This window comes from Streptomyces sp. NPDC037054, from assembly GCF_055606745.1.
The window spans coordinates 185,455-210,382 of record NZ_JBVJSJ010000008.1 but is presented as its reverse complement, the minus strand read 5'-3'; the positions used below and the strand labels follow the sequence as shown (position 1 = coordinate 210,382).

Below are 24,928 nucleotides of genomic sequence, written 5' to 3'. Positions count from 1 at the left end.
ACACCAGGTCGCCGTAACGCTTCAGCCGGCGCCCTGATCCGCCAGGATCCGGTCCAGCGCCTCGTCGAGGTGCGCGTCGAAGTCGGCGAGCGCCCCCTCCTGCCCCAGCGGCACCAGCTTGTCGGTGCGGTCGAGGAACGCCACCAGGGGTGCCGTGGACGAGCGGAACAGCGCCTGGTCCCCGCCCACCTGAAGCCGGATCAGCACCTCGCCCAGCGACTCCGGTTCCGCCGGCGCGACCCGCACGTCCCCGTCCCCGCACGGCCTGCCCACCCCGTCGATCAGGAGCTCGCGACCGAAGGCCCAGGTGACCGGCGCGTCACCGGGCAGATGGAACGTCAGCCGGATGGCGTAGGGATCACAGGTCTCGTAGCGCAGCTCCACCGGAATGCGGAAGGAGAGCTCCTCGGACACGAGAAAGCTCATCATGACCTCTGCCTGTACGGACTCGCGCATCGTCTACCCCGTCGGTTGCCGTCGACTGGCCGGGAATGAACCCCTGATTCTGGTGGAATCTTGCAGAAAGTACACAACAGATCACAAGAAGTGAGTTTTCAGATACTGATAGAGATCGCCATGGCGCCCAGCAGTCGCCCCAGTTCGCGCTGGAGCCGCTGTGTCGTGGGCATCAGCCGGTCGGCCTGATGGGCGGGCATCGAGATGGCCATCGTCGCCGCCGTGGTGGCCACGGTGATCGGGATCGCCGCGCACACCGTGCCCAGCGCGTACTCCTGCCGCTCGTAGACCGGCTCCATGCGCCGGATCCGTTCCAGGCGTCGCAGCAGGCTGTGGCTGTCCCGGACCGTGTACGGCGTGAGGGGCCGCACCGGGTGACGCGCCAGGTGGTCGCGACGGGCGGGCTCGTCGAGCTGGGACAGCAGGCACTGGCCCATGGCGTGGGCGTGGCCCGTCTCCCGGAAGTCGGCCCACTCCTCCACGGCAGGTGTGCCTGGGGAGTCGGCGACGCACATGACGTCGATCTCGCCGTCGCGGTAGATCGCGTAGTACACGGGGACGCCGAGCGCGTCTCGCCAGTGCGCGAGGGCCTCCACGATCGTGCTGCGACGTTTCTGCTGAGCTCCGCTGCTGCTCAGCCGCTCGGTGGCCGACCCGAGGAAGAACAGGCCCTTGTCGCGGCGCAGATAGCCCTCGAACACCAGCGTGCGCAGCAGGTGATACGCGGTGGGCAGCGCGAGGCCGGTCTCGCGGGCCAACTGCTTGGCGGGTGCCCCGTGTTCGTGTTCGGCGACCCGTTCCAGCAGGCGGACGGCGCGCTGCACGGAGCCGATGAGGGTGGCGGAGGCCGGTTGTGCCGGTGCGGTGTCGAGCGGGACGGAGGAGTGCGCGGGGTCCGTCTGGAGGGGGAACGCCGACCGCCCCGGCGGTGCCTGGGGTTCTGCGAGTGCGGTGTCGACCATGGCCAAGGGTCACTCCCGTAGCGCGAGGGGGCAGCCCGTGCGGGGTAACACGGGTGGGGGTGTACGCCGCTCGCGGGGCGGTTCGGCCCCGCGTCGAGTTCCGGACTCTAACCGCCCGCCACCGCTCGCAGACCGCCCAGCCGGAAAACTTCCCTCGCGCGAGGGACCCGGTGATCTCCGTTACCGGTCACCGGGTCTCCGCGTCGCTCACCAGTCGCCGCGCGACGAGGAACTCGCCGTGAACTTCCTGACGACGTAGATCAGTCCGCCGACGAGTGCCACGAAGACCAGCACCTTGAAGAGCAGCCCGATCACGAAGCCGACGACGCTGGCGATCAGCCCGCCGAACACGACCAGGGCGATGACCGGCACCGCGATCCACTTCACCCACCACGGCAGTCCCGCGAAGATCTCTCGCATCGCCCTCGTCCTCAACTCTCTGCCCGCTCGAATCGCCGGGTCCCGTCGACTTGTCTGGCGCTCGTGGGGCCGTCGGCCGTGCCGCCGTGACCCGCGAACTCCGGGATCCCTGGATGTCCGGGCTTCCCACACTCGATGCTAGGGCCGCGGGGTGCTCCGGCGGGGGCCTCGCGTCCCTTGTCCTCCCCTGACCGAACCCTTAGGGAACCCCGAGGCCGCGCGTCAGCTCTCCGGGGGAGAGAACACCACCATGACCCTCAGGTCCTCGGTGATGTGGTGGAACTTGTGGGCCACGCCGGCCGGCACGTACACGACGCTGCCCCGTGCGACCTGCGTCGTCTCCATGCCCACGGTGATCGCGGCGCGGCCGCTGACGACGAAGTACACCTCGTCCTGGTTGTGCGGCTTCTGCGGGTCCTGCTCGCCTGCGTCGAGGGCGTAGAGGCCGACCGACATGTTCCGCTCCCGCAGGAACTGGAGGTAGGCGCCGTCGTTGGCGGCCCGTTCCGCCTCCAGTTCGTCCAGCCGGAATGCCTTCATCGCTCTGTCGCCCTCGCCCCACTGCTGGTTTCCGATCGCGTCTGCCACGATCAGACACATGATGAATTTCCTAGTCAAGACGATCGCCAACGCGGGTGCGCTCGCGGTCGCGGTGTGGCTGCTCGACAAGATCACCCTGACCGGTGAGAGCACCGGCAAGAAGGTCGGCACCCTCCTGCTGGTCGCGCTGCTGTTCGGCCTGGTGAACTTCCTGGTCAAGCCGCTGGTGAAGCTCCTCAGCCTGCCGCTGCTCATTCTGACGCTCGGCCTGTTCACGCTGGTCGTGAACGCGCTCATGCTGCTGCTGACCTCGTGGCTGGCCGACAAGCTCGACCTGAGTTTCCACGTCGAGGGCTTCTGGACCGCCGTACTGGGCGGCCTGATCATCTCGATCGTGTCGTGGGCGCTCAACGTCGTGCTGCCCGACGGGGACTGAGCGGGGATGGCCTACCGCGTCTGCTTCGTGTGCACCGGCAACATCTGCCGTTCCCCGATGGCCGAGTCGGTCTTCCGGGCCCGCGTCGAGGAGGCCGGGCTCGCGGGCCGGGTCGAGGTCGACAGTTCCGGCACGGACGGCTGGCACGAGGGGGAGGGTGCCGATCCCCGCACGGTCGGTGTGCTGGCCGAGCACGGCTATGGCACCGCGCACACGGCCCGCCGCTTCGAGGCGTCCTGGTTCTCCCGCCTCGATCTGGTCGTCGCCCTCGACGCCGGCCACCTCAGGGCCCTGCGCCGCCTCGCACCCACGGAGCAGGACGCGCGGAAGGTCCGTCTGCTGCGCTCCTACGATCCCGCCGCCGACGACGCCGACCTCGACGTGCCGGACCCGTACTACGGGGGCGTGGCGGGCTTCGAGGAGTGTCTTGAGATGGTGGAGGCGGCGAGCGACGGTCTGCTCGCCGCGGTACGTGAGCAAGTGGAAGGACAGGCGGCATGAGCGATTCCGCAACGGGCAACGGAGGCGCCGCGTTCGCGGACGCCGGTGACGGCACGCGCGCGGTACGGGCGGGGCTGCCCGATCCGGTCAAGCACGAGCCGACGCTGCCGGGGCCGGTGTTCGCCGCCCACTTCCACCTGCCGGGCGATCCCACGGGCCCGTACACCTACGGTCGTGACGAGAACCCCACATGGACCCTGCTGGAGCAGGCCGTCGGCGAGCTGGAGGCGCCCGGGCGGGACGGCGTCGAGACGCTCGTGTTCGCCTCCGGCATGGCCGCCATCTCGGCCGTGCTCTTCTCCCAGCTGCGCGCCGGGGACGCGGTCGTCCTGCCCTCCGACGGCTACCAGGCGCTGCCGCTGGCGCGCGCCCAGCTGGAGGCGTACGGCGTCGAGGTACGCACCGCGCCCACCGGCGGTGACGCCCAGCTCGACGTCCTCGACGGCGCGAAGCTGCTGTGGATCGAGACGCCGTCCAACCCGGCGCTCGACGTGTGCGACGTCCGGCGGCTCGCGGAGGCGGCACACGCGCGTGGCGCCCTGGTCGCCGTCGACAACACGCTCGCCACGCCGCTCGGCCAGCGTCCGCTGGAGCTCGGCGCCGACTTCTCCGTGGCCAGCGGCACCAAGCAGCTCACCGGCCACGGTGACATCCTCCTCGGGTACGTCACCGGCCGCGACGCCGAGGCGATGGCCGCCGTACGCCGCTGGCGGAAGATCGTCGGCGCCATCCCCGGGCCGATGGAGGCCTGGCTGGCGCACCGTTCGATCGCCACGCTCCACCTGCGCGTCGAGCGGCAGAACGCGACCGCGCTCAAGGTCGCCGAAGCGCTGCGCGGGCGGTCCGAGGTCACCGGGCTGCGTTACCCGGGGCTGTCCGACGACCCGTCGCACAAGATCGCCTCGCAGCAGATGCGGCGTTACGGGTGCGTGGTGTCGTTCACGCTGCCCTCACGCGCGCGTGCCGATCGTTTCCTCGAGGCGCTGCGGTTCGTGGACGACGCGACCAGCTTCGGCGGGGTGCGGTCCACGGCCGAGAGGCGCGGGCGGTGGGGCGGTGACGCGGTGCCGGAGGGCTTCATCCGTCTCTCGGTCGGCGCCGAGGACCCCGACGACCTGATCGCCGACCTGCTGCGGGCTCTCGACGCATCGGCGGACTGAGACCCCAGTCCTCGGTCTCAAGGGCCCTGCCCGGTACTGCGGCGGTCCGAGCCTCCCCCCTCGTGGCTCGGACCGCCCTCGGTTCCACGCGCGAAGAACCGCGCGAACAAGGCTAGTTGACTCTCTGTCAGTGTCCAATCACGGGAGCGACAGAGACCTATCGACATATTTATAGTTGGGCGCGCCGCCCTGGATGCCGGTCGGCGGCGGAGGCCGGGGACGGGAGAGGCCGACGAGGGGAGGGCGTGCCGTGGATCTGGCCTTGCTGCGCACGTTCGTGACCGTGCACCGGGCCGGCTCCTTCACCCGCGCCGCCGCTCTGCTGGGCCTCTCGCAGCCTGCTGTGACCGCACAGATCCGCACGTTGGAGCGGCAGCTCGGCCGGCCGCTGTTCCTCCGGCAGGCCCGCGGCGTGACACCGACGACCATCGGGGACGAGCTCGCCCACAAGGCCGCGCCGCATCTCGACGCCCTGGTGGAGATCGCCGAGACCGGCCTGGACGACGCGTCCTCACTGCGGACGCTGCATCTGGCGGGGCCGCCCGAGTTCACCTCCGAGCGTGTGCTGCCCGCGCTGACGGAGCTGACCGGTGAGGACGGTCAGGGCTTCGCGCTGCGCGCCACTTTCGGGAACGCCGAGGAGGCCCTGGAAGGGCTCGCCGCCGGACACCATGACCTGGCCGTCAGTACGGCCCGGCCCCGGGGCGACCTGCTCACCGCGACCGCGCTCTGCGACGAGGAACACGTCCTGGTCGCCGCCCCGCTCTGGGCCAAGCAGGTCGGTCCCGGGACACTCGACCGCGACGGCGCACCGGCGCTGGAGCGGGTTCCCGTGGTGGAGGTGCACGAGTCGCTGCCGTTCGTCTCCCGCTACTGGGCTTCCGTCTTCGGCTCCCGCCCTGCGGGACCGGGCACGATCATCGTTCCCGATCTTCGCGCGGTCCTCGCCTGCGTGGTCGCGGGCGCGGGGCTCGCCGTGCTGCCCCGGTATCTCTGCGCGGCGGCCCTGGAGCGTGGTGACGTCGTCGCCCTCTTCGATCCCCCGGTGCCGCCGCTGCGGACGTACTTCCTGGTGGTCCGCACCGGGACGCCGGCCATGTCGCACATCGCGCGGGCGCACGAGCGGCTGCAGCGGGCGGCTGCCGACTGGGGCTGAGCGCGCTCCGGCGACGGCGTCACTCGGGGGACCCGTTCGGTGACGTTTCGCGATGTTTCACGTGGAACCAGCCGGGCCACATTTCTCCCATGACCGTCCGACCCGTGGTCAAGCGCACCGCCCGCGCCGTTCTGCTGGACGGTGACGACCTGATCCTGATCAAGCGCACCAAGCCCGGCGTCGATCCGTACTGGGTCACGCCCGGCGGCGGAGTCGAGCCGGAGGACCCGACCGTCGTCGACGCCCTGCACCGCGAGGTGTACGAGGAGCTCGGCGCCAAGATCACCGACGTGGTGCCCTGCTTCGTCGACACCGTCGAGCACATCGGCGAGGACGGCGGGGCGACCGGGGTGAAGGTGCAGCACTTCTTCGTGTGCCATCTGGAGTCCATGGACCCGGCCCTGCGGCACGGCCCCGAGGTGGAGGAGCCCGCCGGCGAGTACGAGATCGTGCGGGTGCCGTTCACCCGGGTCGGCATCGCCACCGTGCACCTCGTACCGCTGTCCCTGCGGCACTACCTCGACGGCAATATCGAAGGAGTCCGCGCCATGCACGCCTCCGACCTGGGCTGACCTTCCGGGGCCGGGCAGGGAGGGTCGCGCGCGGGACGCGCTGGGGTCAGAGGACGACGAGTTCCTCGACCGAGTCGTGCCGTATGCGGTCGGTGGGTATGCCCGCGTGTCTGAGGGCGTCCACGCCACTGCGGATCATGCCCGGCGGTCCCGACAGGTAGGCGTCGTACTCGTTCCAGGGGCCGTAGGCGCGTATGGCGTCGGGCAGTTGGACGTGCGCGAGCTGGTCGATGACGGCGCGCACGGACAGCCAGGGATGGGCCTGCTGGAGCCGGAGCATGGTGTCGATGTCGTACAGGTCGTGGTCGGTGCGGGCGCCGTAGAACACCTCCACGGGCCGCCGGTCGCCGTGCACGGCGACGTCCTCGACCAGTGCCTTGATGGGGGCGATGCCGGTGCCGCCGCCGAGGCAGAGCAGTCCGCTGTCGGTGGTGTGGTCCACGGTCATCGAGCCCGCGGGTGGGCCGAGCCGGATGATGTCGCCGGGACGGGCGCGGTGCACCAGTGCGTTGGAGACCCAGCCCGCGGGGACGGCCTTCACGTGGAACGACAACAGTCCGTCGGAGCGGGGCGCCGAGGCGAAGGAGTAGTGCCTCCACACGCGCGGCCACCAGGGCGTCTCCACACTCGTGTACTGCCCGGCCAGGAACGGATAGGGCTGGTCGGGGCGGACCGTGACGACGGCTATGTCGGGCGTCCTGAGGTCGTGCGTGACGATCTCGGCGTGCCACCAGGCCGGCGAGCGCAGCTCGTCCTCGGCCGCCGCGTCGATCATGACCTGCGAGATCGTCGTGTACGTCCGGACCCAGGCCGCCTCGGTCTCCGCGTCCCAGACGGCGGAGGCGTACCTGCTCAGCGCGCCGATGAGGCACTCGCCGACCGCGGGGTAGTGCTCGGGGCGCGTGCCGTACTTGCGGTGTCCTCGGCCGAGGTTCCTCAGGTAGTCGACGAGCACCTCGGTGTTGTCGATGTGCTCGGCCGCGGTGAGGAGCGCCTTGAGCAGCCGGTCCCGCTGGGTGTCCATCGCCGCCGGGAACAGCGGCCTCAGGTCGGGGTGGCGCACGAACAGCAGGGCGTAGAAGTACGAGGTGACCTTGTCGGCGACCGGGCCGACCTCCGCCATGGTGCGGCGGACGAGGATGGCGTCCGGGGAGCCCTCCTCCACGGGAGTGGGCCGCTGGGGCGGACGCTGTGCGGGCACACGCGGCTCGGGGGGCGTCGTCGTGTCGGACACGTCGGGAGGCGTCGGGCCTTCCGTTTGCCGGCCAGCCGGTGCGGGTCTGCCCACCGGGCGCATGGCCGCCAGGCGACCCCCTTCGGGGGCGTCGGGTTCACCGCCCGGGCTCGTCGGCGGCTGATGGCGCGGCGTGAACCAGCCGCCCCCGCCGCCGGAAGTGCCGTTGTCGGCCGACGTGGTGGTCGGAGCGTCCATGGTGTGCCTCGCCTCGAACATCTTTCGGTCGGTCTGCGCACTTCCGCAGTGGGAAGATGCCTGCGTTCCCCCGGCGGACGGATGGTGTTCCGTCCGGCGTCTCGGCCAATGCGGCCCGTTCAACCCGTGTGCTGCACCACCCTGTCACTGTTCACGTGAGACACGTCCAGTCGCCTCGGACGCGAACCGGAGTCGACCATACCGGGAGCCGCTGCGCACACAAGTCCCCCTCTGCTTCTCACGATTGAGAACGTGGGGCGAACAGGTCCGTGTCGGAGTACGAGTCGCCGCGAGCCGCCGATACGCGCCGTTCCCGGATGTTTCACGTGAAACCCCCTGCGGCCGTACTGGTGCTGTGGCAGCCCGCCGCCGGTTGGCCAAAAGGTCACGCGGATAGGCGGAAACAGGTGGACGCCGAGGGCTTGCTTCGGACAGCCTGACCTGCGTGCCGACTCCTTCCCTCGCTGCTCTGCCCATCCGCCGTCTGACGCTCCGCGACCTCACCGCTTGCGCTGACTTGTCCGAGGACCGGGGGTGGCCACGCGAGGAACACAAGTGGAGCTTCCTGCTGACGGCCGGGACGGGCTACGGCATCGACGACCCCGAAGGCGGACTCGTCACCGCATGCGTCGTCACGCAGTACGGGCCTCATGAGCGTCCCGCGCTCGCGGCCATCGGGATGGTGCTGGTCGCCGCTCGGCACGCCCGTCAGGGTGTCGGACGCCGGTTGATGCGTCATGTCGTCTCGGAGATGGGCACGACGCCTCTGACGCTGCACGCCACCTCCTACGGCCGACCGCTCTACGAGGAGCTCGGCTTCAAGACCACGGGGCGGGCGGAGATGCTGCGCGGACACTTCACACCCCGGGAGCCGGAGTCAGGGGTCGCCACCCGCCCGGCCACCGCCGAGGACCTCGGCCCGATCATCCGGCTCGACGAAGAGGTCTTCGGCACCGACCGGACGCACATCATCACCCGGCTTCCCGCCTTCGCCGACCATCTGCGCGTCGCCGAGGCCGACGGTCGGCTGACCGGGTACGCGGCGGTCTGGCCCAACATGGACACCCATGTGGTGGGCCCGCTGATCGCCCGCGACACCGACACGGCGAAGGCCCTCATCGCCTCGCTCGCCGTCCACACCGACCGCCCCCTGCGCACGGACATCGACGTGCGGCACGAGGAGTTGCTGTCCTGGGCCAAGGAGCGCGGGCTGGAGTCGGTCGCCTTCAACGCGGTGATGACCCATGGGATCACGCAGTTGCCGGGGGACTGGCAGCGGCGGTTCGCTCCGCTGACGGTGGCGGCGGGCTGACGAGCGCTCTTCCGCTGCCCGCTGATGTGCCCCCTGCCTGCCTGTGAGGCGCAGCCGGGTCAGTGGTGGACGGCGGCCGCCTGCTCGGTCGGCGCGGAGCCCGTCACGACCCGGCTGGGGGCGTTGCCGCGGCGCTCCAGTGCCGCCGACAGGAACGCGAGCAGCAGGGCCGCTCCGGCGAGCGTGGCACCGACCCAGTTGGGCGCGGTGTAGCCGAGGCCGGCCGCGATGACGAGGCCGCCGAGCCAGGCGGACAGGGCGTTGCCGAGGTTGAAGGCGCCGATGTTCACGGCCGAGGCGAGCGTCGGGGCGCCGTGCGCCTGGTCGAGGACACGCTTCTGCAGCGGCGGGACGGTGGCGAAGCCCAGGGCGCCGATCAGGAAGACGGAGGCGGCCGCGAGGACCTTGTCGTGCGCGGTGAGCGTGAAGAGCGCGAGCACGACGGCGAGGGCGCCCAGGGAGACGTACAGCATGGGCATCAGGGCGCGGTCGGCGTACTTGCCGCCGACGAGGTTGCCGCCGACCATGCCGAGGCCGAAGAGGACCAGCAGCCAGGTGACGGAGCCGTCGGCGAATCCGGCGACGTGGGTCATCATCGGCGCGATGTAGGTGATGGCGGCGAAGACGCCGCCGAAGCCGAGGACCGTCATCGCCATGGCCAGCAAGACCTGGACGTTCCTGAAGGCGGCCACTTCGTGGCGCAGTCGCACGCCTTCCGCCTTGGGCAGGTCGGGCACGAGCTTGGCGATGCCGATGAGGCCGACGACACCGAGGGCGGCGACGATGCCGAAGGTGACGCGCCAGCCGACGGACTGTCCGACGAGCGTGCCCAGGGGGACGCCGACGACATTGGCGACGGTCAGCCCGGTGAACATCATCGCGATGGCGCCGGCCTTCTTGTCCGGGGCGACCAGGTCGGCGGCGACGACCGAGCCGATGCCGAAGAAGGCGCCGTGGGCGAGTGAGGCCACCACGCGGCCGATGAGCATGACGCCGAAGGCCGGGGCCAGCGCGGACATCAGATTGCCCGCGATGAACAGGCCCATCAGCAGCATGAGCATCCGCTTGCGGGAGATCTTGGTGCCGAGGACGGTCATGAGCGGGGCGCCGAGCACGACGCCGAGGGCGTAGCCGGTCACCAGATAGCCGGCCGTGGGGATGGAGACCCCGAAATCGCCCGCGACCTCGGGCAGCAGGCCCATGATCACGAACTCGGTCGTTCCGATGCCGAAGGCCCCGATCGCGAGAGCCAGGAGCGCTAGGGGCATGAGTGGGGACACCTTCCCTGAAGCTTGCAGAAGCGCTTTACGCGTCACCACGTTAGTTGCACGCGCGGGCAATATGCAAACGCATGCTTCATGCCGGGCGTCGATCGTGCCCGCTTAGGGTGCTGCCATGACAGACCTCGAGATACGTGCCGCCGTGACCGACGACGTTCCCGCGATCGTCGCCCTGCTCGCGGACGACCCGCTGGGGGCCCAGCGGGAGTCGCCGGACGACCTGACCCCGTACTGGGCCGCTCTGGAGCGCCTGGCCGCCGATCCGAACCAGCACCTCGTCGTCGCCGTACGGGACGACCGTGTCGTCGGCACGCTCCAGCTGACGGTCATCCCCGGCCTGTCCCGGCGCGGCGCCACTCGCTCGATCATCGAAGCCGTGCGCATCCACGCCGACGAGCGCGGCAGCGGCCTCGGCACCCAGCTCATCGAGTGGGCGATCGAGGAGTCGCGCAGGCAGGGCTGCCAGCTGGTGCAGCTGACCTCCGACAGCACGCGCAAGGACGCCCACCGCTTCTACGAGCGGCTCGGCTTCACGGCCTCGCATGTGGGCTTCAAGCTGCCCCTGTAGCGGCACAGAGGGCCTGTTTCACGTGAAACAGGCCCTCGTTGAACGCCTCCGGACGGCAGCGGCTATCCGATCCCCCGCCAACCGTCCGGGTCCACTCCGCCGGGCACAGGAGCCTCTCCGTCGTACGGCTGACGCGTGAACACGAAGGACCCCAGGTCGAGATGGCTGACGGTCCCGTCCGCGCGGCGTACCGCCGTCAGCAATTCCCCTGCGTAGTACCCCTCCAGTCCGGTCCATGTGCCGTCACCGTTGGCCCGGAACCGCGAGGTGCGTCCGTTGCCCGACAGGGGGCCCAGGGAGAGCAGGCCGTCGGCCAGGAGCCGCAGAGCGAACGCGTGCGTCCCCCAGTACCACTGTCCGGCGAGCTCCAAGCTGGGTGTGTCGGCCGCGCTCATGGGTCGCCACGGCTCGGGGAAGCGCGGTTCGGCCTCGGCGACGATGCGGACGAGGTCGGCGGCGACGGCCACTACCAGCGGGCCGGAAGTGCAGTTGGTCAGCACGACCGCCGCCACGTCGTCCGCCACGCTGATCGTGAGGCCGGCGAGAAAGCCCGGCAGCGAACCGCCGTGCCCCACCATGACCCGCCCGTGCATGTGGCGCAGCTCCAGGCCGAGGCCGTACGCGTAACCGGATGCCACGTCCGCAGCCTCGGGCGGCGCGGCAGGCGTGCGCATCTCCCGCAGCGACTCGGCGCTCAGCACCCGCTCGTCGCCCCGCGCCAGGAACGCGGCGAAGCGCGCCAGGTCGGCCGTCGTGGACCACAGTTGCCCGGCCGGGGCCATCCGCCCGAGGTCCTCGACGGGTTCCGGCAGCATCACGTCCGCCCAGGGATGCACGGCCCAGCCGCCGGCGTGCGGAGCCCGCGGCTGCCCGCTCGTCCGGTCGAGGCCGAGGGGTTCCAGGACTTCCCGTCGCAGCACGTCCTCCCAGGGGGCGCCGCGCAGTTTCTCGACCAGCGCGCCCAGCAGCGTGTAACCGGGGTTCGAGTAGTGGAAGCGCCGGCCGACCGGATGCCGGTACGGCTGTTCGCCGAGGACGTCGGCCAGCTCGGGACGCAGCGTGCCCGGGGTGCGCTCCCACCACGGCTCGGGCGACTCGGCGGCCAACCCGGCGGTGTGCGAAAGGAGTTGCGCGATCGTCGCCTCCCCCGCGCCGCTGCCGGGCAGATGCTTCTCCAGGGGGTCGACAAGGTCGAGCAGCCCTTCGTCCCGCAGTCGCATGACCAGTACGGCGGTGAAGGTCTTGGTGATGGAGCCGATCCGGTACTGCACGTTCTCGTCCGGCCCGTGGCCGTCCACCGAGGTCCGGGCACCGTGCCACACGGCCCGCCCGCCCCGCACAACGGCCGCGACCAGAGAAGGCGTACGCCCTTCGGCCTGCGCGACGGCGATCCGATGCGCCAGCGCACGCCGCGTGCCCGGCAGGAGGTCTTCCTGGGAGATCGTCATGCCCCCAGTGCACCCCGAGCCGGGGCACAGCGTCGAGCCAATTCCCTGGGTGTCGAGTCCCCCGCCGGGATGCCGGATCAGGTCTGCGCCATGTCCACGAAGCGCGAGTAGTGGCCCTGGAAAGCGACCGTGATCGTCGCCGTGGGGCCGTTACGGTGCTTGGCCACGATCAGGTCGGCCTCGCCCGCGCGCGGCGACTCCTTCTCGTAGGCATCCTCGCGGTGCAGCAGGATGACCATGTCGGCGTCCTGCTCGATGGATCCGGACTCACGGAGGTCGGAGACCATCGGCTTCTTGTCCGTGCGCTGTTCGGGACCACGGTTCAGCTGGGAGAGCGCGATGACCGGGATCTCCAGCTCCTTGGCGAGCAGCTTGAGGTTACGGGACATGTCCGAGACCTCCTGCTGACGGCTCTCGGCGCGCTTGGAGCCGCCGGACTGCATCAGCTGGAGGTAGTCGATGACGACCAGCTTGAGGTCGTTGCGCTGCTTGAGACGGCGGCACTTGGCGCGGATCTCCATCATCGACAGGTTCGGGGAATCGTCGATGTAGAGCGGGGCGGCCGAGACGTCGGGCATGCGGCGGGCAAGACGCGTCCAGTCCTCGTCGGTCATCGTGCCCGAGCGCATGTGGTGCAGGGCGACCCGGGCCTCGGCGGACAGCAGACGCATCGCGATCTCGTTGCGGCCCATTTCGAGCGAGAAGATGACGCTCGGAAGGTTGTTCTTGATCGAGGCGGCCCGCGCGAAGTCCAGTGCGAGCGTCGACTTACCCATGGCGGGACGCGCGGCGATGACGATCATCTGGCCCGGGTGCAGGCCGTTGGTGAGCGAGTCGAAGTCGGTGAACCCCGTGGGCACACCTGTCATCTCGCCGCTGCGGGAGCCGATCGCCTCGATCTCGTCGAGCGCGCCCTCCATGATGTCGCCGAGCGGCAGGTAGTCCTCGCTGGTGCGCTGCTCGGTGACGGCGTAGATCTCGGCCTGCGCGCGGTTGACGATCTCGTCGACGTCGTCGTCGGCCGCGTATCCCATCTGGGTGATGCGCGTGCCGGCCTCCACCAGGCGGCGCAGGACGGCACGCTCGTGCACGATCTCCGCGTAGTACGCCGCGTTGGCCGCCGTCGGCACCGTCTGGACGAGGGTGTGGAGGTACGAGGCACCGCCGACCTTGTTGATCTCGCCGCGCTTGGTCAGCTCGGCGGCGATCGTGATGGGGTCGGCGGGCTCTCCCTTGGCGTAGACGTCGAGGATGGCCTGGTAGATCGTCTCGTGGGCCGGCTTGTAGAAGTCGTGGCCCTTGAGGATCTCCACCACGTCGGCGATGGCGTCCTTGGAGAGCAACATGCCGCCGAGGACGGACTGTTCGGCGTCGAGGTCCTGGGGCGGCACGCGCTCGAACGCCGAACCTCCGCCGTCCCACGCGCCGTTGTCACCGCCCCGGTCGTGCTGCTCGTCGCGGCCGCGGGATCCGTCGCCGCGTCGGCGGGAGGGGAGACGATCGCTGGGACCGCTGTCGGCCCACGGGTCGTCCAAGGGCTCGGAAATGCTCACCGAGCCACCTCCTCCCGTCCGCCGAGCGGACCTAGCCGTGCTTCTCTTTTCTACGGCACGGCACTGACAAATGAGACGCCCAACTCCGGTTCTGGCACGCCGGTTTTGCGGTGTTTGGGAAACCGGCGGACGGAGGCGGGCGCCGGTCCACCGTAGGCCTGCGAGAGGCGTCAGCCAATCTGGTTATCCACAGGCCATGTGGACGACAGCCCAGATGCTGTGGAGAACTCTGCGAAACCTGTGCACGATCCGGTGGACAGCCCTGTGAACAAGCTTCCACTCCTCTGCACGCAACCCTTCTGACCTGCCATTTTCCCGTCCACCGGCTGTGCAGAAGAAAAACTTCCCCAGTCGGACCAAGATCGCCGCGAAGGGCTCACGGAAGGTCACGCAACGCGAGTACAAGTAAGGGTCACCAAAGCTTTGCATCTCTTACCTGTGGACGATTAGATTGGTGCTCATGACACAGGCCCCCGCGCACCCACGAGAGGTCCGCCGACGGCACGACCGGGAGATCGTCGCGCTCGCCGTCCCCGCCTTCGGCGCTCTCGTCGCCGAGCCACTCTTCGTCCTGGCCGACAGCGCGATCGTCGGCCATCTCGGCACCGCGCAACTCGCCGGACTCGGCGTCGCCTCCGCCCTCCTCACCACCGCCGTGAGCGTCTTCGTCTTCCTCGCCTACGCCACCACGGCGGCCGTCGCCCGACGCGTCGGCGCCGGTGACCTGGCGGCCGCCATCCGGCAAGGCATGGACGGCGTCTGGCTCGCCCTCCTGCTCGGCGCGGCCGTCATCGCCGTCGTCCTCCCCACGGCGCCGGGCCTGATCGGCCTCTTCGGCGCCTCGGAGACCGCCGCCCCGTACGCCATCACGTACCTCCGCATCTCGTCGCTCGGCATTCCGGCCATGCTGGTCGTGCTCGCCGCGACCGGGGTCCTGCGCGGACTCCAGGACACGAAGACACCCCTCTATGTCGCTGTCGGTGGCTTCCTCTCCAACGCCGTTCTCAACGTCGTCCTCGTCTACGGCGCCGGACTCGGGATCGCGGGGTCCGCCTGGGGCACCGTCATCGCCCAGTGGGGCATGGCCGTCGTCTATCTCGTCGTGGTCGTCCGTGGTGCCCGGAAGCACGGCGCTTCCCTGCGGCCCGACGCCGCGGGCATCCGGGCCTCCGCCCAGGCGGGAGCGCCGCTGCTGGTGCGCACCCTCTCGCTGCGGGCCATTCTCATGATCGCCACCGCCGTCGCAGCCCGTCTCGGGGACGCCGACATCGCCGCTCACCAGATCATCCTGTCGCTGTGGAGCCTGCTCGCCTTCGCCCTCGACGCCATCGCCATCGCGGGCCAGGCCATCATCGGGCGCTACCTCGGAGCAGGAGACGCCGAAGGAGCCAAAGTCGTCTGTCGCCGCATGGTCCAGTGGGGCATCGCCGCCGGTGTCGTACTCGGCGGATTGGTGGTCCTCGCACGCCCCGTCTTCCTGCCCCTGTTCACCAGCGACTCGGCCGTCACGGACGCGGCCCTGCCCGCCCTGGTGATCGTGGCGCTCTCGCAACCGATCAGTGGCGTGGTCTTCGTCCTGGACGGCGTCCTCATGGGCGCGGGCGACGGACCGTATCTGGCCTGGGCGATGCTGCTCACCCTGGCGGTCTTCACCCCGGCCGCTCTCCTGGTGCCCACCCTCGGCGGCGGACTCACCGCTCTCTGGGTCACCATGACGCTGATGATGACCGTGCGGATGCTGACCTTGTGGCTGCGCAGCCGCTCGGGTCGTTGGATCGTCACCGGAGCCACCCGCTGACGCGCGAGACGCCCGCCGACACCGCCGGCGGGCGTACGGTTCGCTGTTTCACGTGAAACGGCGAAAGCGCGTGTTTCACGTGAAACACGCGCCGAGCATGCACGAGGGCCGCACCCCGAAGGGTGCGGCCCCACATGTTGTTACAGCGACGGCACTCAGGCCGCGACAACCTCGATGTTGACCTTGGCGGCAACCTCGGGGTGCAGACGCACGGACGTCTCGTGGGCGCCCAGCGTCTTGATCGCCGAGGCGACCTCGATGCGACGCTTGTCGACCTCGGGGCCACCGGCGGCCTTGATCGCCGAAGCGATGTCGGCCTGGGTGACGGAGCCGAAGAGACGGCCGGCGTCACCGGCACGAACGGCCAGGCGAACCTTGACGCCCTCGAGCTGGGCCTTCACCTGGTTGGCCTGCTCGATGGTCTGGATCTCGTGGATCTTGCGAGCACGACGGATCTGCTCGACGTCCTTCTCGCCGCCCTTGGTCCAGCGGATAGCGAACTTCCGCGGGATCAGGTAGTTGCGAGCGTAACCGTCCTTGACGTCGACGACGTCGCCCGCGGCACCGAGGCCGGAGACCTCGTGGGTGAGGATGATCTTCATGAGTCGGTCACCCTTCCCTTATCGCGCGGTGGAGGTGTAGGGCAGCAGCGCCATCTCACGGCTGTTCTTGACGGCCGTGGCGACGTCACGCTGGTGCTGCGTGCAGTTGCCGGTCACGCGGCGGGCACGGATCTTGCCGCGGTCGGAAATGAACTTCCGCAGCATGTTCGTGTCCTTGTAGTCCACGTACGTGACCTTGTCCTTGCAGAAAGCGCAGACCTTCTTCTTCGGCTTGCGCACAGGCGGCTTCGCCATGGTGATTCTCCTGTGTGATCAAGAAGTGTGGGTACGGCCCACCTCGGCCGACCGGGTCCGGGGACCCGGCCCTCTGGCCTAGAAGGGGGGCTCGTCCGAGTAGCCGCCACCGCCGCCGGAGCCGCCGCCCCAGCCGCCGCCACCCTGCTGGCCGCCACCGGCGGGAGCGCCGGTGGCCCAGGGGTCGTCGGCCGGAGCACCGCCGGCAGGCTGACCGCCGCCGGGGCCTCCGCCCCAGCCGCCGCCACCCTGCTGGCCGCCGCCTCCACCGCCGCCGTAACCGCCCTGGCCACCGCGACCCGTGGTCTTGGTGACCTTGGCCGTGGCATTGCGCAGGCTGGGGCCGACCTCGTCGACGTCCAGCTCGTAGACCGTGCGCTTGACGCCCTCACGGTCCTCGTAGGACCGCTGCTTCAGCCGGCCCTGCACGATGACGCGCATGCCTCGCTGGAGCGACTCGGCGACGTTCTCCGCCGCCTGACGCCAGACCGAGCAGGTCAGGAACAGGCTCTCGCCGTCCTTCCACTCGTTCGTCTGGCGGTCGAAGGTGCGGGGAGTGGACGCGACACGGAACTTCGCGACGGCCGCACCGGAGGGGGTGAAGCGCAGCTCGGGGTCGTCGACAAGATTGCCGATGACCGTGATGACGGTCTCGCCTGCCATGGGGGAACCTCTCGGCGGGTTTGCTGCTGGCTGCTGGTGCTGCTACTCGAATCCCGGGATCAGCTGAGCCGAGGCTCAGTGCATCTCGGGACGGAGGACCTTGGTCCGGAGGACCGACTCGTTCAGGTTCATCTGGCGGTCGAGCTCCTTGACGACCGCAGGCTCGGCCTGCAGGTCGATGACCGAGTAGATGCCCTCGGGCTTCTTCTTGATCTCGTACGAGAGACGACGACGGCCCCAGGTGTCGACCTTCTCGACCTTTCCGCCGCCGTCACGGACGACAGAGAGGAAGTTCTCGATCAGCGGGGAGACAGCACGCTCCTCGAGATCGGGGTCGAGGATGACCATCACCTCGTAGTGACGCATGTGGAACCCACCTCCTTTGGACTCAGCGGCCACGGTCGTTCCGTGGCAGGAGGGTCGTGATGCGTGAGCAACAGTGCCCGTCAGTAAAACAGCCGCCACTGACAATGGCGGTCGTTCGGCGGTTTCCCCAGGTCGGGCCGGGACGGATCCCGACGCGTGCCTGGCGCTGTCTGGGCAGACACCGGTGCAGACCGTACAGACTACCCGCACACCCGCTACCGGTTGAAATCCGGCCGCGTACCCCGTCAATCTGTACACATCGGGTGTGTATGGCGCTACGATCCGCCGCCTTTCGCAGGAGGTGCCCCATGGCACAGGCAATGCGACCCAACACCGCCGGAGGCCTTTTCGCCACGGACGGCAAACCCCACCCGCTCCAGGACGCGCTGCTCGCGGTGACCCTGGTGCTGGGCATCACGTCGTTCGTCACCGCGATGTTCCACAGCCTGCACCTGCTGACCTCGTGGACCGGTCTGCTGGGCATCGCCACGGGCGCCTACGGCCAGTGGATCTCGGAGACGACACGTGAGCGCTTCGGTCTGATCCTCGGCCTCGGCGCCTCGGGGATCGGGTTCTTCCTCGGCATGGCACACGGCGGCCTCTTCGGCTGACGCCACGCCACTTCCTCACCCCTCCGGCGCCGCACAGGCCGCCCGGCCGCCCCGACAGGGCCGGGCGAAGGTGCCGTAGGCCCAGTCGGGGCGCTCGCGAGGCGCAGTAGGCTTCGGCGCGAGAGCCGGAGCCCCTGTACCCATGGGGACACACCAGCCCGAGGAGCGCCCCGAATGAGCCTGACCCTGAGGACCATCAGTCGCGAGCAGCATCTGGCGTACATCCAGAGCCTGCCGGCGGCGAGCCACATGCAGGTCCCGGCGTGGGCCGACGTGAAGGCCGAATGGCGCTCGGAGAATCTCGGCTGGTTCGACGACCGGACCGGGGAGCTGGTCGGCGCGGGTCTGGTCCTCTACCGGCAGCTCCCCAAGATCAAGCGCTACCTCGCCTATCTGCCCGAGGGCCCGGTCATCAACTGGTTCGCGCCGAACCTCCAGGAGTGGATCGAGCCGATGCTCGCGCACCTGAAGCAGCAGGGCGCCTTCTCCGTGAAAATGGGCCCGCCGGTGGTCATCCGGCGCTGGGACGCCGCCTCCATCAAGCAGGGCATCCAGAACCCGGACGTGAAGCGGCTGCGGGACATCGAGGCCGACCACATCGAGCCGCGTGCCTTCGAGGTCGCCGACAAGCTGCGCCGCATGGGCTGGCAGCAGGGCGAGGACGGCGGCGCCGGCTTCGGCGACGTCCAGCCCCGCTACGTTTTCCAGGTGCCGCTGGCCAACCGGTCCCTGGAAGAGGTCCACAAGAACTTCAACCAGCTGTGGCGGCGCAACATCAAGAAGGCCGAGAAGGCCGGCGTCGAGGTCGTCCAGGGCGGCTACCAGGACCTCGAGGAATGGCAGCGCCTGTACGAGATCACGGCCGTGCGCGACCACTTCCGGCCGCGCCCGCTGTCGTACTTCCAGCGCATGTGGACGGCCCTCAACACCGAGGACCCGAACCGCATGCGGCTGTACTTCGCCCGCCACAACGGCGTGAACCTGTCGGCGGCGACGATGCTCATCGTCGGCGGACACGTCTGGTACTCCTACGGCGCCTCGGACAACATCGGCCGCGAGGTCCGGCCGTCGAACGCCATGCAGTGGCGGATGCTGCGCGACGCCTACGCGCTGGGCGCCACCGTCTACGACCTGCGCGGCATCTCCGACTCGCTGGACGAGTCCGACCACCTCTTCGGCCTGATCCAGTTCAAGGTCGGCACCGGCGGCCAGGCCGCGGAGTACCTCGGCGAGTGGGACTTCCCGCTGAACAAACTGCTCCACAAGGCACTCGACATCTACATGTCGCGACGCTGACCGCGGCCGTTCGCTTCGACCGGCTCACGGCTCACCAGACGAACCCCACAGCTTCCCCCACACGACACACCGCAGCCACGAGAAAGGTTCCAGGTCCGGCCATGGCGCTCACGCTCTACGTCGACACCGCGCGCTGGCGGGCGCACCACAAGCACGTGCAGGAGCAGTTCCCAGGGCTCGTCCCGGTCTGCAAGGGCAACGGCTACGGCTTCGGACACGAGCGGCTGGCGGAGGAGGCCACGCGGCTCGGTTCGGACATGCTCGCCGTCGGCACGACCTACGAGGCCGCCCGGATCAAGGACTGGTTCGGCGGTGACCTCCTGGTGCTGACGCCGTTCCGGCGCGGCGAGGAGCCGGTTCCGCTGCCCGACCGGGTGGTGCGCTCGGTGTCGTCGATAGACGGCGTGTACGGCCTCGTGGGCGCCCGTGTGGTCATCGAGGTGATGTCCTCGATGAAGCGGCACGGCATCAGCGAGCAGGACCTGCCGCAGCTGCACGCGGCCATAGAGAACGTGCGCCTCGAAGGCTTCGCCATCCACCTGCCGCTGGACCGTACCGACGGCTCGGACGCCGTCGAGGAGGTCATCGGCTGGATGGACCGGCTGCGCGCGGCCCGGCTGCCGCTGCACACGATGTTCGTCAGCCACCTCAAGGCCGAGGAACTCGCCCGGCTCCAGCAGCAGTTCCCGCAGACCCGGTTCCGCGCCCGCATCGGCACGCGGCTCTGGCTGGGCGACCACGAGGCCACCGAGTACCGCGGGGCGGTCCTGGACGTCACCCGCGTCGCCAAGGGCGACCGCTTCGGCTACCGGCAGCAGAAGGCCGCCTCCGACGGCTTCCTGGTGGTCGTGGCGGGCGGTACGTCGCACGGGGTGGGCCTGGAGGCCCCGAAGGCGATGCACGGCGTCATGCCGCGCGCCAAGGGCGTCGCCCGCGCCGGCCTGGCCACGGTCAACCGCAACCTCTCGCCGTTCGTCTGGGCGGGCAAGCAGCGCTGGTTCGCCGAGCCGCCGCACATGCAGGTCTCGATCCTCTTCGTGCCCTCGGACGCTCCGGAGCCGAAGGTCGGCGAGGAGCTGGTGGCCCATCTGCGGCACACCACCACGCAGTTCGACCGCCTCCTGGACCGCTGACCGACAGGGGGCCCTCGCCACAGCAGCTGAAAGGCCGTGCACGGAGCCTGCCGTGTACGGCCTTTCGAGTGACTGACACGCCGTGGCGCGCGCTGTTCGCTCAGAGCGAACCGCCGGTCGCCCCCTGCCCGCCCCACCGCACCCGCGGTGCCTCCGCGGTCTCGAAGTGGGCCGCGTGCCGCGGGGGATGGGCCGCCGGACCGAACACGACGACATCCTCGGCCCCGTCGAGCACACCGCCCGAGGGATCGTCGTCGCCGCTTCGGCGCACCGGGTCGCGCTCCGGCATGAGGATGTCCCGCACGACGACAGCGCACAGGTACAGCGTCCCCAGGAGGTGCGCGGCGATCGCCCAGTGGTAGCCGTCCTGGGGCAGACCCTTGTGGGCGTCACCGCTGGTCGTGTACGCGAGGTACATCCAGATGCCCAGGAAATACGCCACCTCGCAGGCCTGCCAGACCAGGAAGTCCCGCCACTTCGGCCGGGCGAGAGCCGCCAGCGGGACCAGCCAGAGGACGTACTGCGGCGAGTAGACCTTGTTGGTGAGGATGAACGCCGCGACGATCAGGAAGGCGAGCTGGGCGAAGCGCGGCCGGCGCGGCGCCATCAACGCGAGCGCGGCGACACCCGCGCAGCACGCCAGCATCAGCACCATGGCGAGGGTGTTGACGGTCTCCGTGCTCAGTGGGTTCTTCGAGTTCTGGGCCATGATCAGCCAGAAGGACCCGAAGTCGACGCCCCGCTCCTGGCTGAACGTGTAGAACTTCGACCAGCCCTCGAACGCGAAGAGCATCACCGGCACGTTCACCACGAGCCACGCGACGGCCGCACCGCCCAGTGCCGTCCCGTACTCCCTCCAGCGCCCCGCACGCCAGCACAGCACGAGCAGGGGCCCCAGGAGCAGGAACGGATAGAGCTTGGCGGCCGTGGCGAGGCCCAGGAGGACACCGAAGGCGAGGGAGCGGCCCCGCGCCCACATCAGCATCGCGGCGGCCGTCAGAGCGACCGCCAGCAGGTCCCAGTTGATGGTCGCGGTCAGCGCGGCGGCGGGCGCCAGGGCGACCAGGAGGGCGTCCCAGGGGCGCCGGGCGTGGGTGCGCGTCACGCAGACGGCGATGACGGCCGCGCACGCCATGAGCATCCCGGCGTTGACCATCCAGTACCACTGCTCCTGGTGCTGGATGCTGCCGCTGCCGGGCGTGAGCCAGGCGGCGACCTCCATGAACACGCCGGTCAGCACCGGGTACTCGAGGTACTCCATGTCGCCGGGGAGCTTGTCGAAGTACGGCACGAGCCCTTCGGAGAAGCCGCGTCCCGCGTAGAGGTGCGGGATGTCCGAGTAGCAGGCGTGGGTGTACTGCGAGCCGGCGCCGAAGAACCAGGCGCCGTTGTAGCAGGGCGCCTTCTGGACCAGGCCGAGGGCGAACATGCCGATCGCCACGAGCGCGACGACCCGCACGGGCGTCCACCAGGACGCCCCGAGCAGAGCACGCCGTCCCACCGGGCCACCGATCAGCTCACTGCCGGCCGCGGCGACCTCGTCCTCCGTGGTCGGCCGCACCGGGTCCGGCTCGTGCACGCTCGCTTGCGTCGATTCTGCGCTGGGCATGTCGCACATCCTGCCGTACGCGCCCCGCACTACGCGGAGGGCCGCCGCACCCGAAGGTACGACGGCCCATGTTTCACGTGAAACACCCTTGCCGGGCGATATGGCGGCTAACCGGTTCCTCCGAACAGGCCCCCGTTGCCATTGCCTCTGTTGTTGCCGGTATCGCCTGTATCGGTTGGTTCCGGCGTGGGTGACGGCGTGACGTCGCCACCAGTGCCTCCGGTGTCCGTGCCCCCGTCGGTGGTGCCTCCGGTCTCCTCACAGTTGAAGTCCCAGGGACTGCAGGTCTGGGTCTCCGTGGGCTTCGGCGACTTGCCGGGCTTGGTCGGGAGGTCACTCGGCGACTCGGACACCGACGGGCTGGGCGAGGCCGTCACGCTCGGGCTCGGGGACGGAGCGCCCTCCTGGTGCGCGATCTCACCGATCTTGGTGGCCTCGGGGAAGCCGGGGTCGGGCTCGCCGTCCAGCGCTGCCTTCATGTACTCGGTCCACAGCTGCGTCGGGATGTCACCACCGTGGATGGAGTCGACACCCGCCGTGCCATTCATGGAGAGCAGCTTGTGGCTCTCCGGGTCCTCACGGAACATCGCGACCGAGGTCGACAGCTGCTGGGTGTAGCCGACGAACCAGGCCGACTTGTTCTCGTCGGTGGTACCGGTCTTGCCGGCCGCGGCGCGGCCGAGGGCCTTGGCGTTCTTGGCCGTGCCGTTCTCGATGACGTTCTCGAGGACCTTCGTGACGTTGTTCGCCACGTTCTCCGGCATCGCCTGCGCGGGCTTCGGCTTGTCGAAGCCGTTGAGTTCCTGGCCCGCGTACTTCACGGCCTTCACCGAGTACGGCGCCGTCTGCTTGCCGGATGCCGCGAACGTCGCGTAGGCGTCGGCCATGCGGATCGCGCTGGGCGTCGAGGTACCGAGCGCGAAGGACGGGTTGAGGCCGGCGAACGACTGGTCCAGGATGCCGGTCGCCTTCGCGGTGTCCCGCACCTTCGACAGCCCCACGTCCACACCGAGCTGGACGAACGGGGTGTTGATGGACTGCTCCATCGCCTTGTGCAGGGTGATGTAGCCCCAGCGGCGGTCGGTCTCGTTCTCCTGGTAGAAGAGCGAGTTGTCCTTGCGCAGGTAGTAACTGCCGTCCTGCTTGCGGACCTTCAGGTGGTCGTTGCCGTTGTACTTGCTCATCGGCGAGACGCCGACGCCCTCGGTCTTGTACGTGCCGTGCTCCATGGCGGCGGCGAGGACGAAGGGCTTCCAGGTCGAACCGACGGGGACGCCGGAGGTGTCCGCGTTGTTGTTGAAGTGGTTGTTCTCGTAACCCGCGCCGCCGTACAGGGCGACGATCGCCCCGTCATTGGGCTTCACCGAGGCCGCGCCGAACTGGACGTGCTTGTCCTCCTCGCGTGCCTTCGGGTCGATCTTCTCCTTCTCGATCTTCTTGACGGCCTTGGCGAGCGCCTCGACCTTGTCCTTCTCGAAGGTCGTGTAGATCTGGTAGCCGCCCTGGTCGAACTTGGCCTCGTCGATGTCCGAGTTGTTGAGAACGTACTTCTTGGCCGTGTCCACCAGGTAGCTGATCTGCCCCGTCATGCCCTTGGTCGCCTTGCGGCCCTGGGGCTCCGGGTACTTCTTGATCGCCTTCTGGTACACGGCCTCGGAGATGCTCTCGTCCTTGCGCATCTCGCCGAGGATCCACTTCCAGCGCACCTCGGACCGCTCGCGGTTGGCGGCCTTGGTCGCCGTCGGGTCGATGTTCTCGTTGCCCGCCGGGTCGAAGTACGTCGGGCCCTTGAGCAGGGCGGCGAGGAAGGCGCACTCGCTGGCGTCGAGGTCGACCGCGTCCTTGCCGTAGTAGGTCTGGGCGGCCGCCTGGATGCCGTACGCGCCTCGGCCGTAGTACGAGGTGTTCAGGTACCCCTGGAGGATCTCGTCCTTGGAGAGCTTCGTGCCCACCTTGATCGAGATGAACATCTCCTTGAACTTGCGGGAGATGGTCTGGTCCTGGCTCAGGTAGGTGTTCTTGACGAACTGCTGGGTGATGGTCGAACCACCCTGCGTGTCACCGCCCCGCGCCATGTTCGCAAGGGCCCGGGCGATGCCCATGGGGTCGACGCCACTGTCCTTGTAGAACGTCTTGTTCTCGGCCGAGATCACCGCGTCCTGCATTTCCTTGGGGATCCGGTCGATGGTGACGTTCTGCCGGTTCTGGCCGGCGCCGGTGGCGACCATCTGGCTGCCGTCGGCCCAGTAGTACACGTTGTTCTGCGACAGCGCGGCGGCGTTCTCCTCGGAGGGAACACCCACCATGGCGTAGCCGACACCGACGGCGGCGACCATGCTGCCGAAGAAGAACAGGCACAGGCCGGAGACGAGCTTCCAGGACGGCATCCAGCGACGCCACCCGTACTTGTCGTGGCGCGGATAGTCGATCATGCGTTGGGCGCCGGCCCCGGCGACAGCCGCGCGGCCTCTGCCCCGGCCGGGACCACCGGGCGCGGCACGTCGGCCTCCGCGTCCCGGTTCGGCCGCTCTGCGGCGGCCTCCACTGCGCTGGGCCGCACGACGGGCCTCGGCGCGACCACCGTACGGACGCTCCTCACCTCCCGTCTCGTACGAGCCGGACGGAGACCCGGTGGCGCCCCGCGGTGCCGCGCGGCGGCCGGAGGACGAGCCGGACTGGCCACGTCGGGCCGCGGCACGTCCGCCTCCCTGCGGCTGCGGCGGTTTGCGACGGTGCTCGCTCATCGAACGACTACTCCTCGGGCAGGCGCACCTTTGCGCGCCTGGAAACGGCGGCTGG

25 protein-coding genes are annotated in these 24,928 nt (G+C 69.5%); 11 read left to right on the top strand and 14 right to left on the bottom strand.

From position 1 onward, the window contains the following. Window positions 1–21: 21 nt before the first annotated feature. From ACZ7D7_RS21020 to ACZ7D7_RS21005, 4 genes are all read right to left on the bottom strand, one after another. On the bottom strand, window positions 22–456 hold the full coding sequence (locus tag ACZ7D7_RS21020) for an SsgA family sporulation/cell division regulator (RefSeq protein WP_470826076.1): 435 nt from the start codon (window positions 454–456) through the stop codon (window positions 22–24). 98 nt (window positions 457–554) lie between these two features. After that, complete coding sequence (locus ACZ7D7_RS21015; protein WP_470826074.1) at window positions 555–1,424, bottom strand: IclR family transcriptional regulator; 870 nt, start codon at window positions 1,422–1,424, stop codon at window positions 555–557. A gap of 201 nt (window positions 1,425–1,625) precedes the next feature. Continuing rightward, complete coding sequence (locus ACZ7D7_RS21010) at window positions 1,626–1,838, bottom strand: DUF5326 family protein (protein WP_470826073.1); 213 nt, start codon at window positions 1,836–1,838, stop codon at window positions 1,626–1,628. Window positions 1,839–2,060: 222 nt separating this feature from the next. Next, on the bottom strand, window positions 2,061–2,378 hold the full coding sequence (locus ACZ7D7_RS21005; RefSeq protein ID WP_470826226.1) for a cupin domain-containing protein: 318 nt from the start codon (window positions 2,376–2,378) through the stop codon (window positions 2,061–2,063). Between the two features lie 58 nt (window positions 2,379–2,436). Here ACZ7D7_RS21005 and ACZ7D7_RS21000 point away from each other — a divergent pair, with 58 nt between their 5' ends. The 5 genes from ACZ7D7_RS21000 to ACZ7D7_RS20980 all read left to right on the top strand — a co-directional run bounded on the left by ACZ7D7_RS21000 (window position 2,437) and on the right by ACZ7D7_RS20980 (window position 6,203). Beyond that, on the top strand, window positions 2,437–2,814 hold the full coding sequence (locus ACZ7D7_RS21000) for a phage holin family protein (protein ID WP_470826072.1): 378 nt from the start codon (window positions 2,437–2,439) through the stop codon (window positions 2,812–2,814). A 6-nt stretch (window positions 2,815–2,820) separates the two neighbouring features. Beyond that, window positions 2,821–3,315: a low molecular weight protein-tyrosine-phosphatase gene (locus tag ACZ7D7_RS20995; RefSeq protein WP_470826071.1), complete on the top strand. Its 495-nt coding sequence runs from the start codon at window positions 2,821–2,823 to the stop codon at window positions 3,313–3,315. Continuing rightward, window positions 3,312–4,475: a cystathionine gamma-lyase gene (locus ACZ7D7_RS20990; protein WP_470826070.1), complete on the top strand. Its 1,164-nt coding sequence runs from the start codon at window positions 3,312–3,314 to the stop codon at window positions 4,473–4,475. The genes ACZ7D7_RS20995 and ACZ7D7_RS20990 overlap by 4 nt, the downstream gene beginning before the upstream one ends. A 250-nt stretch (window positions 4,476–4,725) precedes the next feature. Continuing rightward, window positions 4,726–5,631 (top strand): LysR family transcriptional regulator, encoded by a 906-nt coding sequence (locus ACZ7D7_RS20985; protein ID WP_470826069.1) that lies wholly within the window; start codon window positions 4,726–4,728, stop codon window positions 5,629–5,631. A gap of 89 nt (window positions 5,632–5,720) precedes the next feature. Then, window positions 5,721–6,203, top strand: a complete 483-nt coding sequence (locus tag ACZ7D7_RS20980) for an NUDIX domain-containing protein (protein ID WP_470826068.1) — start codon at window positions 5,721–5,723, stop codon at window positions 6,201–6,203. Window positions 6,204–6,249: 46 nt separating this feature from the next. Here the strand turns inward: ACZ7D7_RS20980 and ACZ7D7_RS20975 are convergent, their stop codons facing one another. After that, the gene (locus ACZ7D7_RS20975; RefSeq protein WP_470826066.1) at window positions 6,250–7,656 is read right to left on the bottom strand and encodes a globin domain-containing protein; all 1,407 of its coding nucleotides are present in this window, start codon (window positions 7,654–7,656) and stop codon (window positions 6,250–6,252) included. A 424-nt stretch (window positions 7,657–8,080) separates the two neighbouring features. Between ACZ7D7_RS20975 and ACZ7D7_RS20970 the strand changes: the two genes are divergently transcribed. Next, window positions 8,081–8,947: a GNAT family N-acetyltransferase gene (locus ACZ7D7_RS20970; protein WP_470826064.1), complete on the top strand. Its 867-nt coding sequence runs from the start codon at window positions 8,081–8,083 to the stop codon at window positions 8,945–8,947. Between the two features lie 59 nt (window positions 8,948–9,006). On the opposite strand, the gene ACZ7D7_RS20965 is transcribed toward ACZ7D7_RS20970, so the two are convergent. Further along, window positions 9,007–10,215: an MFS transporter gene (locus ACZ7D7_RS20965; RefSeq protein ID WP_470826063.1), complete on the bottom strand. Its 1,209-nt coding sequence runs from the start codon at window positions 10,213–10,215 to the stop codon at window positions 9,007–9,009. A gap of 127 nt (window positions 10,216–10,342) precedes the next feature. Here ACZ7D7_RS20965 and ACZ7D7_RS20960 point away from each other — a divergent pair, with 127 nt between their 5' ends. Next, window positions 10,343–10,795 (top strand): GNAT family N-acetyltransferase, encoded by a 453-nt coding sequence (locus tag ACZ7D7_RS20960; RefSeq protein ID WP_470826062.1) that lies wholly within the window; start codon window positions 10,343–10,345, stop codon window positions 10,793–10,795. A 62-nt stretch (window positions 10,796–10,857) separates the two neighbouring features. On the opposite strand, the gene ACZ7D7_RS20955 is transcribed toward ACZ7D7_RS20960, so the two are convergent. Beyond that, window positions 10,858–12,243, bottom strand: a complete 1,386-nt coding sequence (locus tag ACZ7D7_RS20955) for a serine hydrolase domain-containing protein (protein ID WP_470826061.1) — start codon at window positions 12,241–12,243, stop codon at window positions 10,858–10,860. 77 nt (window positions 12,244–12,320) lie between these two features. Then, window positions 12,321–13,796, bottom strand: a complete 1,476-nt coding sequence (dnaB, locus tag ACZ7D7_RS20950) for a replicative DNA helicase (RefSeq protein WP_470826060.1) — start codon at window positions 13,794–13,796, stop codon at window positions 12,321–12,323. Window positions 13,797–14,256: 460 nt separating this feature from the next. Here dnaB and ACZ7D7_RS20945 point away from each other — a divergent pair, with 460 nt between their 5' ends. Continuing rightward, complete coding sequence (locus tag ACZ7D7_RS20945) at window positions 14,257–15,594, top strand: MATE family efflux transporter (protein ID WP_470826059.1); 1,338 nt, start codon at window positions 14,257–14,259, stop codon at window positions 15,592–15,594. A gap of 155 nt (window positions 15,595–15,749) precedes the next feature. On the opposite strand, the gene rplI is transcribed toward ACZ7D7_RS20945, so the two are convergent. The 4 genes from rplI to rpsF all read right to left on the bottom strand — a co-directional run bounded on the left by rplI (window position 15,750) and on the right by rpsF (window position 17,480). Beyond that, window positions 15,750–16,196: a 50S ribosomal protein L9 gene (gene rplI, locus ACZ7D7_RS20940; protein ID WP_046727591.1), complete on the bottom strand. Its 447-nt coding sequence runs from the start codon at window positions 16,194–16,196 to the stop codon at window positions 15,750–15,752. A gap of 18 nt (window positions 16,197–16,214) precedes the next feature. Next, window positions 16,215–16,451 (bottom strand): 30S ribosomal protein S18, encoded by a 237-nt coding sequence (gene rpsR / locus ACZ7D7_RS20935; RefSeq protein WP_003949403.1) that lies wholly within the window; start codon window positions 16,449–16,451, stop codon window positions 16,215–16,217. A gap of 78 nt (window positions 16,452–16,529) precedes the next feature. Then, the gene (locus tag ACZ7D7_RS20930; RefSeq protein ID WP_470826057.1) at window positions 16,530–17,114 is read right to left on the bottom strand and encodes a single-stranded DNA-binding protein; all 585 of its coding nucleotides are present in this window, start codon (window positions 17,112–17,114) and stop codon (window positions 16,530–16,532) included. A gap of 75 nt (window positions 17,115–17,189) precedes the next feature. Next, window positions 17,190–17,480 carry a 30S ribosomal protein S6 gene (rpsF, locus tag ACZ7D7_RS20925; protein WP_077798159.1) on the bottom strand — a complete coding sequence of 97 codons (291 nt, stop codon included), beginning with the start codon at window positions 17,478–17,480 and terminating at the stop codon, window positions 17,190–17,192. 308 nt (window positions 17,481–17,788) lie between these two features. Between rpsF and ACZ7D7_RS20920 the strand changes: the two genes are divergently transcribed. From ACZ7D7_RS20920 to ACZ7D7_RS20910, 3 genes are all read left to right on the top strand, one after another. Next, window positions 17,789–18,091 (top strand): hypothetical protein, encoded by a 303-nt coding sequence (locus tag ACZ7D7_RS20920; protein WP_470826056.1) that lies wholly within the window; start codon window positions 17,789–17,791, stop codon window positions 18,089–18,091. 174 nt (window positions 18,092–18,265) lie between these two features. Beyond that, window positions 18,266–19,387 (top strand): peptidoglycan bridge formation glycyltransferase FemX, encoded by a 1,122-nt coding sequence (femX, locus tag ACZ7D7_RS20915; protein ID WP_470826054.1) that lies wholly within the window; start codon window positions 18,266–18,268, stop codon window positions 19,385–19,387. Window positions 19,388–19,488: 101 nt separating this feature from the next. Next, the gene (locus ACZ7D7_RS20910) at window positions 19,489–20,520 is read left to right on the top strand and encodes an alanine racemase (protein ID WP_470826053.1); all 1,032 of its coding nucleotides are present in this window, start codon (window positions 19,489–19,491) and stop codon (window positions 20,518–20,520) included. A gap of 100 nt (window positions 20,521–20,620) precedes the next feature. Here ACZ7D7_RS20910 and ACZ7D7_RS20905 read toward each other — a convergent pair whose 3' ends face one another. Both ACZ7D7_RS20905 and ACZ7D7_RS20900 read right to left on the bottom strand, forming a co-directional pair. Then, complete coding sequence (locus ACZ7D7_RS20905; protein ID WP_470826052.1) at window positions 20,621–22,138, bottom strand: glycosyltransferase family 87 protein; 1,518 nt, start codon at window positions 22,136–22,138, stop codon at window positions 20,621–20,623. 98 nt (window positions 22,139–22,236) lie between these two features. Continuing rightward, complete coding sequence (locus ACZ7D7_RS20900) at window positions 22,237–24,516, bottom strand: transglycosylase domain-containing protein (RefSeq protein WP_470826224.1); 2,280 nt, start codon at window positions 24,514–24,516, stop codon at window positions 22,237–22,239. Window positions 24,517–24,928: the final 412 nt, after the last annotated feature.

Excerpts from the sequence above, each read along its gene's own strand:
- ACZ7D7_RS21020 (WP_470826076.1), bottom strand. The coding sequence starts at position 456 with ATGCGCGAGTCCGTACAGGCAGAGGTCATGATGAGCTTTCTCGTGTCC.
- ACZ7D7_RS21010 (WP_470826073.1), bottom strand. The coding sequence starts at position 1,838 with ATGCGAGAGATCTTCGCGGGACTGCCGTGGTGGGTGAAGTGGATCGCG.
- ACZ7D7_RS21005 (WP_470826226.1), bottom strand. The coding sequence starts at position 2,378 with ATGAAGGCATTCCGGCTGGACGAACTGGAGGCGGAACGGGCCGCCAAC.
- ACZ7D7_RS21000 (WP_470826072.1), top strand. The coding sequence starts at position 2,437 with ATGATGAATTTCCTAGTCAAGACGATCGCCAACGCGGGTGCGCTCGCG.
- ACZ7D7_RS20995 (WP_470826071.1), top strand. The coding sequence starts at position 2,821 with ATGGCCTACCGCGTCTGCTTCGTGTGCACCGGCAACATCTGCCGTTCC.
- ACZ7D7_RS20990 (WP_470826070.1), top strand. The coding sequence starts at position 3,312 with ATGAGCGATTCCGCAACGGGCAACGGAGGCGCCGCGTTCGCGGACGCC.
- ACZ7D7_RS20980 (WP_470826068.1), top strand. The coding sequence starts at position 5,721 with ATGACCGTCCGACCCGTGGTCAAGCGCACCGCCCGCGCCGTTCTGCTG.
- ACZ7D7_RS20975 (WP_470826066.1), bottom strand. The coding sequence starts at position 7,656 with ATGTTCGAGGCGAGGCACACCATGGACGCTCCGACCACCACGTCGGCC.
- ACZ7D7_RS20965 (WP_470826063.1), bottom strand. The coding sequence starts at position 10,215 with ATGCCCCTAGCGCTCCTGGCTCTCGCGATCGGGGCCTTCGGCATCGGA.
- ACZ7D7_RS20960 (WP_470826062.1), top strand. The coding sequence starts at position 10,343 with ATGACAGACCTCGAGATACGTGCCGCCGTGACCGACGACGTTCCCGCG.
- ACZ7D7_RS20955 (WP_470826061.1), bottom strand. The coding sequence starts at position 12,243 with ATGACGATCTCCCAGGAAGACCTCCTGCCGGGCACGCGGCGTGCGCTG.
- ACZ7D7_RS20945 (WP_470826059.1), top strand. The coding sequence starts at position 14,257 with ATGACACAGGCCCCCGCGCACCCACGAGAGGTCCGCCGACGGCACGAC.
- rplI (WP_046727591.1), bottom strand. The coding sequence starts at position 16,196 with ATGAAGATCATCCTCACCCACGAGGTCTCCGGCCTCGGTGCCGCGGGC.
- rpsR (WP_003949403.1), bottom strand. The coding sequence starts at position 16,451 with ATGGCGAAGCCGCCTGTGCGCAAGCCGAAGAAGAAGGTCTGCGCTTTC.
- ACZ7D7_RS20930 (WP_470826057.1), bottom strand. The coding sequence starts at position 17,114 with ATGGCAGGCGAGACCGTCATCACGGTCATCGGCAATCTTGTCGACGAC.
- rpsF (WP_077798159.1), bottom strand. The coding sequence starts at position 17,480 with ATGCGTCACTACGAGGTGATGGTCATCCTCGACCCCGATCTCGAGGAG.
- ACZ7D7_RS20920 (WP_470826056.1), top strand. The coding sequence starts at position 17,789 with ATGGCACAGGCAATGCGACCCAACACCGCCGGAGGCCTTTTCGCCACG.
- femX (WP_470826054.1), top strand. The coding sequence starts at position 18,266 with ATGAGCCTGACCCTGAGGACCATCAGTCGCGAGCAGCATCTGGCGTAC.
- ACZ7D7_RS20910 (WP_470826053.1), top strand. The coding sequence starts at position 19,489 with ATGGCGCTCACGCTCTACGTCGACACCGCGCGCTGGCGGGCGCACCAC.
- ACZ7D7_RS20905 (WP_470826052.1), bottom strand. The coding sequence starts at position 22,138 with ATGTGCGACATGCCCAGCGCAGAATCGACGCAAGCGAGCGTGCACGAG.
- ACZ7D7_RS20900 (WP_470826224.1), bottom strand. The coding sequence starts at position 24,516 with ATGCCGTCCTGGAAGCTCGTCTCCGGCCTGTGCCTGTTCTTCTTCGGC.